General features: G+C 52.9%; 14 protein-coding genes. 7 read left to right on the top strand and 7 right to left on the bottom strand.

Annotated elements, in window-relative coordinates; all coding sequences use genetic code 11:
- Positions 1–62: 62 nt before the first annotated feature.
- The 4 genes from ftsY to HND56_03630 form a co-directional block, all read right to left on the bottom strand.
- On the bottom strand, positions 63–1,424 hold the full coding sequence (gene ftsY / locus HND56_03645) for a signal recognition particle-docking protein FtsY (GenBank protein QKK06542.1): 1,362 nt from the start codon (positions 1,422–1,424) through the stop codon (positions 63–65).
- Complete coding sequence (mtaB, locus tag HND56_03640) at positions 1,406–2,713, bottom strand: tRNA (N(6)-L-threonylcarbamoyladenosine(37)-C(2))-methylthiotransferase MtaB (GenBank protein ID QKK04836.1); 1,308 nt, start codon at positions 2,711–2,713, stop codon at positions 1,406–1,408. Before mtaB ends, ftsY begins: the two co-directional genes overlap by 19 nt.
- An 87-nt stretch (positions 2,714–2,800) precedes the next feature.
- Positions 2,801–3,781 (bottom strand): HAD family hydrolase, encoded by a 981-nt coding sequence (locus HND56_03635; GenBank protein QKK04835.1) that lies wholly within the window; start codon positions 3,779–3,781, stop codon positions 2,801–2,803.
- A gap of 27 nt (positions 3,782–3,808) precedes the next feature.
- The gene (locus HND56_03630; protein QKK04834.1) at positions 3,809–4,459 is read right to left on the bottom strand and encodes a deoxynucleoside kinase; all 651 of its coding nucleotides are present in this window, start codon (positions 4,457–4,459) and stop codon (positions 3,809–3,811) included.
- 296 nt (positions 4,460–4,755) lie between these two features.
- Between HND56_03630 and HND56_03625 the strand changes: the two genes are divergently transcribed.
- From HND56_03625 to HND56_03615, 3 genes are read left to right on the top strand one after another with little or no spacing between them, the layout of a single operon-like run.
- Complete coding sequence (locus HND56_03625) at positions 4,756–6,117, top strand: NAD(P)-dependent oxidoreductase (protein QKK06541.1); 1,362 nt, start codon at positions 4,756–4,758, stop codon at positions 6,115–6,117.
- A 28-nt stretch (positions 6,118–6,145) separates the two neighbouring features.
- Entirely contained in the window at positions 6,146–7,420 is a 1,275-nt protein-coding gene (gene preA / locus HND56_03620; protein ID QKK04833.1) for an NAD-dependent dihydropyrimidine dehydrogenase subunit PreA, read from the top strand.
- A 6-nt stretch (positions 7,421–7,426) separates the two neighbouring features.
- Positions 7,427–8,212: a hypothetical protein gene (locus HND56_03615; GenBank protein ID QKK04832.1), complete on the top strand. Its 786-nt coding sequence runs from the start codon at positions 7,427–7,429 to the stop codon at positions 8,210–8,212.
- Here HND56_03615 and HND56_03610 read toward each other — a convergent pair.
- The gene (locus HND56_03610; protein QKK04831.1) at positions 8,202–9,107 is read right to left on the bottom strand and encodes a GNAT family N-acetyltransferase; all 906 of its coding nucleotides are present in this window, start codon (positions 9,105–9,107) and stop codon (positions 8,202–8,204) included. The genes HND56_03615 and HND56_03610 overlap by 11 nt on opposite strands.
- Positions 9,104–9,403 (bottom strand): TrpR like protein, YerC/YecD, encoded by a 300-nt coding sequence (locus tag HND56_03605; protein QKK04830.1) that lies wholly within the window; start codon positions 9,401–9,403, stop codon positions 9,104–9,106. The genes HND56_03610 and HND56_03605 overlap by 4 nt, the downstream gene beginning before the upstream one ends.
- Before the next feature lie 189 nt (positions 9,404–9,592).
- Between HND56_03605 and HND56_03600 the strand changes: the two genes are divergently transcribed.
- The 3 genes from HND56_03600 to HND56_03590 all read left to right on the top strand — a co-directional run bounded on the left by HND56_03600 (position 9,593) and on the right by HND56_03590 (position 12,462).
- Complete coding sequence (locus HND56_03600; protein ID QKK06540.1) at positions 9,593–10,204, top strand: ribonuclease D; 612 nt, start codon at positions 9,593–9,595, stop codon at positions 10,202–10,204.
- Between the two features lie 31 nt (positions 10,205–10,235).
- A complete protein-coding gene (gene mdh / locus HND56_03595; protein QKK04829.1) occupies positions 10,236–11,192 on the top strand; it encodes a malate dehydrogenase in 957 nt (318 codons plus the stop codon).
- 103 nt (positions 11,193–11,295) lie between these two features.
- Entirely contained in the window at positions 11,296–12,462 is a 1,167-nt protein-coding gene (locus HND56_03590; GenBank protein ID QKK04828.1) for a hypothetical protein, read from the top strand.
- Between the two features lie 16 nt (positions 12,463–12,478).
- On the opposite strand, the gene hydA is transcribed toward HND56_03590, so the two are convergent.
- Positions 12,479–13,942, bottom strand: a complete 1,464-nt coding sequence (gene hydA, locus HND56_03585; GenBank protein QKK04827.1) for a dihydropyrimidinase — start codon at positions 13,940–13,942, stop codon at positions 12,479–12,481.
- A 137-nt stretch (positions 13,943–14,079) separates the two neighbouring features.
- Between hydA and HND56_03580 the strand changes: the two genes are divergently transcribed.
- Positions 14,080–14,952: an acyltransferase gene (locus HND56_03580; protein ID QKK04826.1), complete on the top strand. Its 873-nt coding sequence runs from the start codon at positions 14,080–14,082 to the stop codon at positions 14,950–14,952.

The following is a 14,952-nucleotide window of genomic DNA, read 5'->3' as shown; positions in this document are numbered from 1 at the left end:
AGCATTATCAGACAGTATCACATAAATGTTAAGTTTTTGTAACAGAATTTACGGGTGTGTTGTTAAGACCGGTCAAGCCCCATCAATGAACGCGCGAAGGACACGGCATCAAAGGGACGCAGATCATCCACCCCCTCGCCGATACCGATGGCATGAATCGGCAGGCCGAATTTCTGTGCCAGTGACACCACCACCCCGCCCTTTGCGGAACCGTCGAGTTTGGTCATGATCAGCCCTGTCACATCAACGGTTTTGCCGAAAATATCAACCTGACTATGGGCATTCTGCCCGACCGTGGCATCCAGCACCAGCAGCGTGGTATGCGGCGCGCTTTCATCATGTTTTTTCAAGACGCGCACGACTTTTTCCAGCTCCGCCATCAGATCGGTTTTGTTTTGCAAGCGCCCCGCCGTATCAACCAGCAGAATATCCATGCCCTGTTTTTTCGCGGCTTCATAGGCTTCATAGGCCAGTGCGCCCGCATCTGCGCCCGTATCCTTGGCAATCACCGGTGCGCCCGTGCGCTCGCCCCAGACTTTCAATTGTTCCACAGCGGCAGCGCGGAACGTATCACCCGCGGCCATCATGACCTTTTTGCCCTGTGCGCGGTAATGATGCGCCATTTTGCCGATGGTCGTGGTTTTCCCCGCACCGTTCACGCCCGCGACCAGCACCACGCAAGGCCCGCCGCTTTCCGGCGTTTCCAGCACCAGCGGCTGCATGACGGGTTCCAGAATATCCGCAATTTTTTCCGCCAGAAACTCGCGGACTTCCTCGGAGCTGATTTCCTTGCCGAAGCGTTCTTTTGACAGCGCTTCCGTTAAAGCCACAGCGGTTTCGGGGCCGATATCGGCGATAATCAACGCCTCTTCCAGCTCCTCCAGCATTTGCGCATCGAGCTTTTTCTTGGTGAAAACGGCAGTAATATTTTCCGTTAATTGCGAGGAGGTTTTGCTGAGACCCTGCGTCAGGCGAGAGAACCAGCCTTTTTTCTCTTCCGGTTTTTCTTCCGGCAGCTCTTCGGCTACCTCTTCCGCAATAGCAACGGGTTCGGGCTCGGGCTCGGGCTCGGGTTCAGGTTCGGGTTCGGGTTCGGGTTCGGGTTCGGGTTCGGGTTCCGGCTCAGGCTCAGGCTCAGGCTCAGGCTCTGGCTCTGGTGCAGGTTCCGGTGCGGGGGCGACAGCGGCTGCCGTTTCAATCGGCGGCGGTGCGATGACCTCCGCAACTTCCAGCACTGTTTCTTCTATCTCTTCGACAATTTCAGCGACAGGTTCGGGCGCGGGTTCGGGTTCGGGTTCGGGTTCCGGTTCGGGCGCGGGTTCTGCGACAACTTCTTCCGCCGCTTCTTCTACGGGAAGCTCTTCCTCTTTCGGTTTATCCTTTTTTTTCTTGCGAAAAAACCAGATCATGCGCGCACTCCCAATGCTTTGTCTTCCGTGATGCCGGTAATGCGCACCGGCAGAAGTGTTCCGTGCGGAACGTCATCATTTTCTTCTTGTAGCACAACAGGCAGGAAATGTTCACTATGCCCCGCATTGTTTTTTTCCACCAGCACATTGCACAGGCTGCCGTCATGTTTTGCCAGCAATGCCTGTAACTGCGTTGCGCCTTCCGCACGCAGAATGGCGGCGCGGGATTTGCGGATATTGCCCGCCACTTGCGGCATCCGTGCCGCAGGCGTTCCGGGGCGCGGCGAATAAGGGAAGACATGCAGATAGGCCAGCCCCGCCTCCGCCACCAGCTTGCGGGTATTTTCAAACATCTCGTCGGTTTCGGTCGGAAAGCCTGCGATGATATCCGCGCCGAAGACAATATCAGGGCGCAGACGGCGCGCCTTTTCACAAACATCGAGAATATCTTTGCGTAGATGGCGGCGCTTCATCCGTTTTAAAATCATATCATCCCCTGCCTGAACGGAAAGATGCAGATGCGGCATCAAGCGCGGCTCATGTTCGATCAGATGCCAGAGATCATCATCAATTTCGACAGGATCAAGCGAGGACAGGCGCAACCGCGTCAGTTCAGGGACGAGTGCCAGCAAGCGGCGGATCATCTGCCCCAGCGTCGGATTGCCCGGCAGATCAGGCCCGTAGGAGGTGACGTCAACGCCTGTCAGCACAACCTCGGCATAGCCTGCGGCGACGAGTTTGCGCACCTGATCGACAATCTCGCCAATCGGGACGGAGCGCGAATTGCCGCGCCCGAAGGGAATGATGCAGAAAGTGCAGCGGTGGTCACAGCCGTTTTGCACTTGGACGAAAGCGCGGGCATGGGTTTCAAAGCCGCTGATCAGATGGCCTGCGGTTTCTTTCACCGACATGATGTCATTGACGAGTACTTTTGCGGGCGGATGTTGTGCGCTCTGCCATGTTTCGGCCTTCAATTTCAAATCATTGCCGATGACATGATTAACCTCGGGCATTTTGGCATAGCTTGCGGGATCAATCTGCGCCGAACAGCCTGTGACGACGATATTTGCCGAGGGACGTTCGCGGCGCAAACGGCGGATGGCTTGACGCGCACTGCGCTCCGCCTCTTTCGTCACGGCGCAGGTATTGATGATGACGGTGTCTTTCAATCCGGCTGATTTGGCATGGTCGCGCATGACTTCGGATTCATGGATATTCAATCGACAGCCGAAGGTGACGATATCAATATCTTGCGGAGCGGTGGTTTCATTTTCCGCGACTGTTTCCGTGTTCACATTATCCATGACTGTTCATTACGCCGTAAAAGCAAAGTTTTTCAGGCCCTTTGAATACGCTATTTTTCGTATTCATGCAAGCTGAAAAGCCCGTTTTTAGCGTTTCGGTGTTTTCGGGGATTGTTGTTTGGCGGATGGTTTTTCCGCATCCTGCGTGGTTTTGCAGAACGGGCTGGCGGCGAATTTGGCGCTGTCTTTCGGGGTTCCCTGATAGGCAGTAAAGGTGAAATGCCGGAACAGTTCATTGATGTTTTTGGACAGCGTGGTATCGGGCGCGATTTGGGGTTGGTCGTGATATTGTTTTTCCTTTTCGATCATCTCATCGGTCCAGAAGGTCAGCTGTTTGAGCAATTCGTAATTATTGTCGCCCATATAGGAGCCATAGGCGGCATGGGCGGCGTGCAGCCCCATCGCCTTTGCCATGCTGACATCCTTCATTAAGTGATCGCCGACATAGAGGACTTCATCCGCATCGATATTGAGTTCTTCGACAATGCCCTCCAGTGTTTCCGGGTTCGGTTTTAAAACCCCCGGCGTGGTGTGGCGCATTTCGGTTTTTGCGAAGGCGTAATTGCTTTTATCGTAAAGGCGCACATCTTCGCGTTTGACTTGGCCGGGCATGTCATGGTCGGGCATTGAATAAACGCAGTCAATAAGACCGTCCAGCCCCAGTTGTTTCAAGCGTGACATGGCGTGATAGCCGGGGGATTCCGTATAGGCAATGATGCGCGTGCCTGACTCTTTCAGCTTTTCCAGCGTTTCTTTCACGCCGTCATAGAGCTTCAAATTCTGTTTACGTGCCTTGCGGAAGGCATGGATGGCATCGGCATAGGTTTCGGTAAGGTCTTCGCCGGGATGCAATTTCTTTAAAGATGGGAGCTCCTGTACGGCGAAAACGAATTCGGAGGTGCCTTCGCGCTGATGGATGGCGCGGAATTCTTTTTTCAGCTGTTCCTGATCAATGCCGCTTTTTTCAGAGATTTTATCGAGCATCGCCTCGAAAGCCGGGCGATAGAAGGCGGTGAAATCATAAAGCGTGTTATCGACGTCGAAAATGACGGCGGAAATTTTCTGCATTTGGCACTCCGTTCAGCTATAAAAGCTTTAGGCGATTTTCCTTATTGTCGTGCCATATATACCATTTTGTATGAAATTTTCAAGCTTTTCCGCAACATATTCGGTTTTTTGGAAGCTTTCCCAATCGATTTCGATCACCGGAATATTCAGCGTGCGGGCAATTTCCGGCAGATGGGTTTCATAGCAGCCGTGCAGATAGCGGATATAGCTCATCGGGATGCCGTCTTCAGCGGCGCGGCTGCGGTCAAGAATGCGGCTGTGGCAGGTTTCCGGCGAGGCTTTCAGATAGATCAGCGCATCAAGCGGATGATCCTTTGCCGCCTTCATAATATCGTAGTAAAAGCCAAGCAATTCGCCCGAGGGGCGTTCATGGCGCATGAAATTGGCGTGGCAGAAGATCATATCGCCGATGAAGGAGCGTTCGAAAATATAGTTGCTGTCTGCGCGCAGGGTTTTGCATTCTTCAATGCGGCTATTGGTGATCCATGCCTGCAGATTGACGCGTTTATTCGGATCGGCGTAAAACTCGTTCAAAAGGCGGCGGAATTCGGGGTCTTCGTCAGCGCGTTCGGGAAGCGGGAACCAGTTATCGCCGAGCTGTGCGGGCAGAGTGTTAAGCAAAGTTGACTTTCCGACACCAATATTACCCTCAATGGCAAGACGCAAGGACTTGTTCATTCGATTCTCCCAATGATTTTTTTCTTCGATATATGCTGTGTTTGAAAGTGTAGGAAAAGCCTGCCGTGATGTCAAAAATTAAATATTTTTCGGAATCTTGAAACATTCTTCCGAAACGGCCCTAAGCTGTTGGAAGGCTTGACGGGAGGGATGGCTTCGACTACCTTTTCTGCAATAAAAAAATTCCTCTGACTGCTGGCGTGGTTATAAAGCGTGTGTGTAAGCAAGACAACACTGACCAGATTTTGAGGACCAGAATGACTGATAGTTCCCAAGCGGCGAAAACGCCGATCGAAATGCCGCCCGTACCGGAAACGCCGGATATTAAAGCCGGACGGCTGAATGCGGAAGCCTATAACGAGAATTTCAGCGATTTGCTGCCCGCGCTTGACCGCCGCCGTGCGGTGATCGAGGCTGACCGTTGCTATTTCTGCTATGACGCGCCTTGCGTTGAGGCTTGCCCGACGGGGATCGATATTCCGAGCTTTATCCACAAAATCTCGACAAATAATGTCAAAGGCGCTGCCACGGATATTCTGAGTGCCAATATTATGGGCGGTGCCTGTGCGCGTGTCTGCCCTGTGGAAGAACTGTGCGAAGATGCCTGCGTACGCAATACGCAAAACAGCCAGCCTGTCAAAATCGGCCGCCTGCAGCGCTATGCCGTTGACGGTTTGATGGCGCGTGATGACAAACAAATCTTTACGCGTAAAGCCGCGACGGGCAAAAAAGTCGCCGTGGTCGGCGGCGGTCCTGCCGGTATGTCTTGCACGCATCGTCTGGCGACACTGGGGCATGATGTCGTTGTCTTTGAAGCCCATGAAAAAGCCGGCGGCCTGAATGAATACGGTATCGCCGCCTATAAGCTGCCCGATGATTTCGCACAGCAGGAGCTGGACTATATTCTCTCCATCGGCGGCATTGAAATCCGTAACGGTCAGAGATTGGGCGACAATATCAAGCTGGAAGATTTGCGCCGCGATTATGATGCGGTCTTCCTCGGCATGGGTCTTGCCGGTGTCAATAAGCTGGGGCTGGATGGTGAGGATTTAGAGGGCGTGGAAAACGCCGTTGATTATATTGCCGCGCTACGTCAGGCCAAAGATTTTGCCGATCTGCCCGTCGGGCGCAAGATCGTCGTGATCGGCGGCGGCAACACCGCCATTGATATCGCCATCCAGACCAAACGTCTGGGTGCGGAAGATGTAACGCTGGTTTACCGCCGCGGACCGGATGAAATGAGTGCGACCTGGCACGAGCAAGACCTTGCACAGGAAAACGGTGTCTTGATCAAACATTGGGCACAGCCGAAACGCTTGATCGGCTGGAACGGTCATGTCCGCCAGATTGAATTTGAATACACGCAGCTGGATGGAAACGGCAAGCTGATGGGCACGGGCGATAGTTTTACCCTGCTGGTCGATACGGTCTATAAGGCCATCGGGCAGTATTTTGTTCCCTCCCCCTTGCAGGACGGCGGGCGCGATTTGCTGACCATCACGCCGAAGGGCAAGATTGCGGTGAATGAAGATTGTCAGACCTCGCTGGACAATGTCTGGGCGGGCGGTGATTGCACCGAAGGGCAGGATTTAACCGTTGCGGCGGTCGAGGACGGCAAACGCGCCGCCATCGCTATTGACCGCGCGCTTTCGGCTTAAAATATTTCAAGAAAAAGGACATTTCATTATGGCAGACCTTAGTTCAAATTTTGTCGGTATTAAATCCCCCAACCCGTTCTGGCTGGCCTCGGCACCGCCGACGGATAAGGAATATAACGTCGTGCGCGCTTTTGAAGCCGGATGGGGCGGCGTTGTCTGGAAAACGCTGGGCGAAGATCCGCCGGTTGTAAATGTCTCCTCCCGCTATGGCGCGATGCATTATAACGGCTCGAAAATTGCCGGTTTTAATAATATCGAGCTGATTACCGACCGTCCGCTGGACGTGAATCTGACGGAAATTTCCCGCGTGAAAAAGAACTGGCCCGACCGCGCCATGATTGTGTCGCTGATGGTGCCTTGTGAAGAAGAAAGCTGGGAAAAAATACTGCGCCGCGTTGAAACGACGGGTTGTGACGGCATCGAGCTGAATTTCGGCTGCCCGCATGGCATGTCCGAACGCGGTATGGGCTCCGCCGTTGGTCAGGTTCCCGAATATATCCAGATGGTCACGGAATGGTGCAAGAAACACACCAAAATTCCGACACTGGTCAAGCTGACGCCGAATATCACCAATATCCTCCTGCCCGCCCGTGCGGCAGTGAATGGCGGTGCGGATGGTGTCTCCCTGATCAACACCATCAATTCCATCACCTCGGTCAATCTTGATGTGATGGCACCCGAGCCTGTCGTGAACGGCAAAGGCGCGCATGGCGGTTATTGCGGCCCGGCTGTGAAGCCGATTGCGCTGAATATGGTCGGCGAGATTGCCCGCGACCCTGATTGCAAAAACATTCCGATCTCCGGCATCGGCGGCGTGGAAACATGGCGCGATGCGGCGGAATTTATTGCGCTGGGTGCAGGCACGGTACAGGTTTGCACGGCGGCCATGCATTACGGCTTTAAAATCGTTGAAGATATGGTTGACGGGTTGAATAACTGGATGGATGAAAAAGGTTATGACACCATCGAGGATTTCCGCGGCCAAGCCTCGAAAAACTTCGTCAATTGGGGTCAGCTGGATATGAATTACGATATCAAAGCGCTGATCAATCAGGATTTGTGCATCAAATGCGGGCTGTGCCACATTGCCTGCGAGGATACCTCGCATCAGGCGATTACCGCGGAGCGCGTCGATGGTGACCGCAAATATACGGTGATTGATGCGGAATGCGTCGGCTGTAACCTGTGCATGCATGTCTGCCCTGTGGATGATTGCATCACGATGGAGGAAGTCCAGCACGACAAGCCCTATATGACCTGGCTGGAAGACCCGCGTAATCCTGCGAATAAGAAGACGGCATAACACGCGATGGCCTATAAGGATGTCGGTGTCACAATCACGAATTTCTTACTCACATTTTGGGAGTGGGCAGTAGGCTTTCTTTCTCCCGATTTTATGACGGCGGCTATAGGCTCAGCTTTTGGTGCCTTTGGTGGTGCATATTGCGTATGGTTTCTTAACAAGAGTAAAGAACGCGAAAAATCTTTATCACAAATTAATCAAGTACTAGCAATGCTCATTGCTAACTTAAACGCTCTTTTAAATGTCAAAAAAAACTATGCCCTACCTGCTTACCAAGAGCTTTCATCAATAATGGACGCAATTGACAGCAACCAACAATATAGCTCTCTCATTCAAAAGATATTTAATCAATTCTTGGAAGTGCATTATGATACTACAGCAATTACAGAAAACCTTTCGTTGTATGCCTATCTGGACTCCAAGACTCTTGTTACCGCTGTAAAAGTAAAGGATGCTCTTCGCAATGTCGAAGAAATTACAAAACTACGAAACCTTCTCATTCAAGACATACGTTCCGACCCTGCCTCAGAAGACGACAAGGTGCATTTTTACCTTGGATACACAAACAGAAACGGCAAGACTGACTCCAGATTACAAAGTGCAACGGAAGGGTTCTTATTGAACATAGACATCGCCATACATTTTATTGATTTACTAATTCCACAAGTACAGGCGTTGGGGAAATCGGCTTTACCGAAATCTTACGCAAAGAAAATTATCAAGCACACCATCGAAGATGATTTCAAAGAACTAGTTCCACCAAAGGACTTCTTAGATACCCTTAGCGTTTAGAGCTCCTACTGCATCGCTGATTATTCTGTGCGGTGCGGCGATTATCTGGTTGCGTAAGCGCAGCGCCGATTTTTTGGCCTGTCTGCAAGGACAGTACATCTTCCGTTGCCAGTGCTTTGAGCTGCTGCGTGTTCCAGAACAGGGTTTCGCCCGGCAGGGTTAGATCGCCGCGGGTGCCGTCGGTTTTTGCAAATTGTTGGGGGATCGGGCAGTCACTGAAGAGTTCCGCGCCCATTTTTTCGAAAAAGCGTTGCGAGTTATTTTCTTTGTAACAGCGGGTGGTCATCGCGGTATAGCCTTTCGCCTGCATGTCCTGCGCATAGCGCTGGGTCAGCAGCCGCCCGATGCCGCTTTTGCGGCAGGCGGGGTCGATATAGAGGGAGCCGAGCTCGGCGATTTTTTCCGCTTGCGGCAGATCAACGGGTGTCTGTTTTGCCGCTTTGGTATTGAAATCATCCGTCAGGGCAGAGGATTGGCGGCGGGTGTTTTCGGCTTCGTAGAGGGTGAATAATTCCTGTTCCAGCGCGCCGCCATAGCCTTTGACGAAGCCGAGGATATCACCCTTTCTGTCACCATCAGTGATAAATTCCGCGACCGTGCAGTAAAAACCGTCTTTATCCTCCAGCTTTGCCATTGCTTCCGTCCAGTACGCGGCAAAAAATGCGCGGTTCTGCCCTGTGCCGTTTTCATCATCGGGGATCAGGTCAGGGAAAATTTTCAGCGAGCCGCCAAGCTGATCGGTGACCGCATCATTGAAAAAACGGTCTTTGTAAGAGCGATAGGCGAGATCAGCCAGCGCGTCCTCATCCGTCCGCTTTGCGGGACGGATACGTATAATGCCGCCTTCTGCCGGAAAATCCTTCACGCCTGTTTGATTATCGTTTCCTGCCGTCATTTTTTTGCCTTCTTGTTTTTCTGTTTTGCCGTTCTGTCCAGTAACATGCGGTAGCCCTGATAGGGTTCGTCACGCAAGAAACGTGCAACGCGGCCGACCGTTGTAACGCTGGCGCCTGTTCCGGCGGCGATTTCGCGATAGGATTTTTCGCCCTGATCGAGCATTTGCGCGATGCGCCAGCGTTCCTCCATCACGCGGATTTCCTGCGGGGTGAGGAGATCGCGCCAGACCTTCTCATACTCCGCGTCCGTTTTCAGCGTTAAAAGCGCCTGTACCAATGTTGTCGTCATCATCATGTCTTTGCTGTTGTTTTAATGTAATACTGTATTAACGTAATAATACAGTATTGTCAAGCAGGTTTTACAAAACAATCCGCAATTCTTTCAAAAAATTAGAATTTGCGCGGGGAGAGAAAGCGTTTTAAACTGTGCCCGAAACGACTCACAGGAACAAAACAAAGCGGAACAATGGCAACAAAACACGAACTGACAGTCGAACTGCATCACGGCGATCTGCCGGATGGCCTTGACCTTGGCGATACGGTCGCCGTGGATTGTGAAATGATGGGTTTAAAACCCGTGCGCGACCGCCTATGCCTTGTGCAGCTGTCATCAGGGGACGGCAATTGCCATCTGGTAAAATTTGCGCCCGGTGAATTCAATGCGCCGAATTTGAAAAAACTGCTGGGCGACCGCAATGTCACCAAGATTTTCCATTTCGCACGCGGCGATGTTGCCGTGCTGCTGGCCTATCTGGATGTTTTGACCGCGCCGGTTTACTGCACAAAAATCGCCTCGAAACTGGTGCGCACCTTTACGCCGCATCACAGCCTGAAAAACCTGTGCAAGGATTTTCTGGATGTCGATATCAGCAAACAGCAGACCTGCACCGATTGGGGCGGGGACGAGCTGACGCCCGAACAGATGGAATATGCGGCGGTTGACGTATTGTATCTGCATGAAATTAAAACCCGTCTTGACGACATGCTGGCCCGCGAAGGCCGCACCGAGATGGCGCAATCCTGTTTCGAATTCCTGCCCACCCGCGCGGTTCTTGACCTTGGCGGCTGGGAGGATGAAGATATTTTCGCGCATTAACAAATAAATCATCCATAAAGGAGAAATGAAAATGGCACGTAAGAAAATCGCACTCGTTGGTGCAGGACAAATCGGCGGCACGCTTGCCCTTCTGGCAGGTTTGAAAGAACTGGGCGATATCGCCGTTGTTGATATTGCCGAAGGCGTTCCGCAAGGAAAATCGCTGGATTTGGCGGAAGCTGCACCGATTGAAGGCTTTGATGCCGTCTTCGCCGGCAGCAATGATTACAGCGTCATTGACGCTGCGGATGTCGTGATCGTTACCGCAGGTATCCCGCGTAAACCGGGAATGAGCCGCGATGATCTGATCGGCATCAATACAGGTATCGTGCAGGCGGTCGGTAAGGAAATTAAAACCCATGCCCCGGATGCTTTTGTGATTGTTATCACCAACCCGCTGGATGTGATGGTCGGCGTGATGCAGGAAGTGACCGGATTTGACCCGAAAAAAGTCGTCGGCATGGCCGGTGTTCTGGACTCTGCGCGTTTCCGCTTCTTCCTGTCCGAAGAATTCGGCGTCTCGGTTGAAGATGTCAGCGCCTTTGTTCTGGGCGGTCACGGTGACAGCATGGTACCGCTGGCGCGTTACTCCACCGTTGCCGGTATCCCGCTGCCCGATCTGGTCAAAATGGGCTGGACAACACAGGAAAAACTGGATGCCATCATTCAGCGCACACGCGACGGCGGCGCGGAAATCGTCGGCCTCTTAAAAACAGGCTCCGCTTTTTATGCCCCCGCCTCCAGCGCGATTTCCATGGCGGAAAGCTATTTGAAAGACAAAAAACGCGTTCTGCCTTGCGCCGCCTATCTGACGGGGCAATATGGTGTTGACGGTCTTTACATCGGTGTGCCGGTCGTGATCGGCGCAGGCGGTGTCGAGAAAATTATCGAGATCGAATTTACGGCGGAAGAACAAGCCATGTTCGATGCTTCGGTCGAAGCCGTGAAAAAGCTTTGCGCTGCCGCAAAAGATTTGCGCGCCGCCTGAAAACCGGACTGAATAAATTTGCATGTCCCGCGCCCCGCTCTCTTGCGGGGCGCGTTTTTTTACGATAATATGCCGCTCCTACATTGAAACACAGGGACGCAAAATGCAGCCAGCCAAGACCCCAGCAGAGGCCTTAATTGAGGCCGCAAAAAAAGGCGATGTTGAAAAAACCCGCAAACTGCTTGACGGCGGTGCCAATCCGGATGGCGAGCCCGGCAGCAAGGACTGGACACCGCTTTGCGCCGCCAGTTACCGCGGTCATTCCAAAACCGCCGCCCTGCTGCTGGCCTATGGTGCCGATCCCAATCTGCGTGACCGCAAAGGCAACCGCGCCACCCCGCTATGGTGGGCCGTTTCCAGCGGTAATGACTCGCTGATCCGTACATTGCTGAAAGAGGGCGCCGACCCTGAAAAAGGCAATATGAATGATATGCTGCCGCTTTCCGTCGCCGTTGCGGCAGGACGGTTGAATATCGTGCAGGCGCTGATCGAACACAGCGCCGCCACAGGCGGGCAAGGCGCGAATATCAATGCCGCTGATAAAGCCGGCATGACCGCCCTGATGCGCGCCGCCATTAAAAATGATACTTGCATTATGCAATTGTTGATTGATAACGGTGCGGATGTTTTTCAAAAAAATATTCACGGCTTGACGGCGCTGGATATTGCGGTGGAAAGAAACAGCGAAAAAGCCGTCGGATTTTTGCTGAGCGATAAAAAGCGCGCTGCGGACCTCCTGAAAGAAACAGATAAACATGGCGATACCGCCCTTGTCCGTGCCATCTTGAAACGCAATCTGAATATGGTCTCCCTGTTGCTGGGCGCGGGTGCGGATACGGAGATTACCAACAGCAACGGCCGTACCGCCCTGCACTGGGCCGCCGTGACCGGACAGACGGATATTGCCGAAATACTGCTGGATTACAATGCCAGCCTGACGCATCAGGAAAATGACGGCAATACGCCGCTGCATTTTGCCGGACGCAGTGCCAATGAAAAAATGATTGAAACGCTGCTGTGCTGGGACGCCGCAACGCTGGCGAAAGAAAACAGCAGCCTCCGCCTGACCAACAATGAAGGGCTGACCGCCAAAGATATGGCGCGCCGCAACGGCAACGGCCATAAGGCCGTGAAATTATTTACCGAATGGGAAGCGGGCGAAAACAGCCTGCGCCGCGAATTTGCCGTTGCCCGCCTGCAGCAAAAGCAGAGCCAGCAGGAACAGCAGCGCCAGAAAATGCGTCAATTCCTGCGCCGCCCGTCGCCTTAATCAAACAAAATCCATATCACGCCGCTTCGGTTTTGCCGGATTTGCGGTTGACGGGAGTCGGTTCTTCGCCGGCGCGTTTGATTTTCAGCGCATCATAGTAAGAAGCGAAAGGCGGGCGGTCGATATAGCGTCCCGCGCCTTTTTCCGTCATCAGCTTACCGTCTTTATAGACGATCTTGCCTTGCGAGATTGTCACCGTATTCGCGCCTTTGACTTCCATACCTTCAAAGATATTGAAATCGACATTCTGGTGATGGGTTTTGGCGGAAATCGTGCGTTTTTTCTCCGGATCCCAGACGATGATATCGGCATCCGCGCCTTCAAGAATCGCGCCCTTGCGCGGATAGATGTTGAAGATCTTCGCCGCATTTGCCGAGGTCACGGCGACAAATTCATTCATTGTCAGCTTGCCGGAATTGACGCCGTGATGCCACAACACGCCCATGCGGTCTTCAACGCCGCCGGTACCGTTCGGGATTTTGCGGAAATCATCCTTGCCTGCCGCTTTTTGCGGGGCGCAGAAACAGCAATGATCGGTCGCCGTGGTTTGCAGATGGCCTGCCTGCAAGCCTTGCCACAATGCCTTTTGATGTTCTTTCGGACGGAAAGGCGGGCTCATCACATGCGCGGCGGCGAATTCAAAATCGGGGTGGCGGTAAACGCTGTCATCAATCAGCAGATGCCCTGCCAGCACTTCACCGAAAACGCGCTGGCCTTCGCCGCGCGCACGCATAATTTCCTGCAACGCGTCCTTGGCGGAGTTATGCACGATATAAAGCGGCACATCCAGCACCTGTGCGATGCGGATGGCGCGGTTTGCCGCCTCGCCCTCAACCTCTGCCGGGCGGGAAAGCGGATGCGCCTCCGGCCCTGTGAGGCCCTTTTCAAATAATTCTTTTTGCAGGGTAAAGACCAGCTCGCCGTTTTCGGCATGAACCGTGACAATCGCACCAAGCTCACGGGCGCGGGTAAAGCTGTTCACCAGCACTTCGTCATCGGCCATGATCGCGCCTTTATAGGCCATGAAATGTTTAAAGCTGTTGACGCCGCGCTCCTTCACCAGCACCTCCATATCTTTGGAGACGCTCTCATCCCACCATGTCACGGCAACGTGAAAGCTGTAATCAGTGGCGGCTTTTTCCGCCCAGCCGCGCCATGTGTCATAAGCTTCCAGCAAAGGCTGCTGCGGGCTGGGAATAACGAAATCAATAATCATCGTCGTGCCGCCGGCGGCTGCCGCCGATGTGCCGCTGAAGAAATCTTCGGAGGCGACCGTGCCCATAAAGGGAAGTTCCATATGCGTATGCGGGTCAATGCCGCCCGGCATCACATATTGGCCGCTTGCATCCACGACTTCCGCGCCCGCGGGCGTTTCAAGATTTTCGCCGATCTGTTTGATCACGCCGCCTTCACAATAGACATCCGCTTTATAAGTGCGGTCTGCTGTGACAATTGTTCCACCTTTAATAATCAGGGACATGGCGTGGCTCTCCTTTGGGCTGAATGATAAAAAGCTTGAATTTCTGTGTAAATTTCTATCTTATAATAGGCATAAATCTATCGCTTTTTTGACCCAAGGGTCAAGGTTTTTAGCCCTTTATCGCAGGAGAGATGCATATGTCTATTGTTAAAGCCGGTCTTATTCAAATGAGCCTGAAAGGGGATGCCGAAAAGGACACACCCGATCAAATCCGCGACAAAATGCTGGCGGCACATATCCCGCTGATCGAGGAAGCGGGCAAAAAAGGTGTTCAGGTCTTAAGCTTTCAGGAGGTTTTCACCCAGCCTTATTTCTGTCCCAGTCAGGATAAAAAATGGTATGCCGCCGCCGAACAGATTCCGGACGGGCACACGACAAGGCTGATGCAGGAATATGCGAAAAAATACAATATGGTCATTGTCGTCCCGATTTACGAGGAAGACATCACCGGCGTTTATTACAACACCGCCGCCGTCATTGATGCCGACGGCAAATACTTAGGCAAATACCGCAAAACCCATATCCCGCAGGTTTCCGGATTTTGGGAGAAATTCTTCTTTAAGCCCGGTTTCTCGAACTGGCCGGTCTTTGACACCGCCTATCTGAAACTTGGCGTTTATATCTGTTATGACCGCCACTTCCCCGAAGGCTGGCGTGCATTGGCCTTAAGCGGCGCGGAATATGTCGTCAACCCGTCGGCCACCGTTGCGGGTTTGAGCCAATATCTGTGGAAGCTGGAGCAGCCTGCCTCCGCCGTCGCAAACGGCTATTATGTCGGTGCGATCAACCGCCCCGGTACGGAAGCACCGTGGAATATCGGTAAATTCTACGGTTCCTCCTATATCGTCAATCCGCGCGGCGAATTTCTGGTTGAGGCCCGCGAAGACAAGGATGAGCTGGTGATCGCCGATATGGATATGGATGTGGTGCGCGAAGTGCGCAACCAGTGGCAGTTCTTCCGCGACCGCCGTCCGGAAACCTATCCGTGCCTGACCGATATCGCCTCTTAA

This window comes from Pseudomonadota bacterium, assembly GCA_013285465.1.
In the GTDB taxonomy this organism is placed as follows: Bacteria; Pseudomonadota; Alphaproteobacteria; order Micavibrionales; family CSBR16-224; genus CSBR16-224.
Note: the sequence above shows the minus strand (reverse complement) of the source record. Positions and strands in the feature narration are given on the sequence as shown.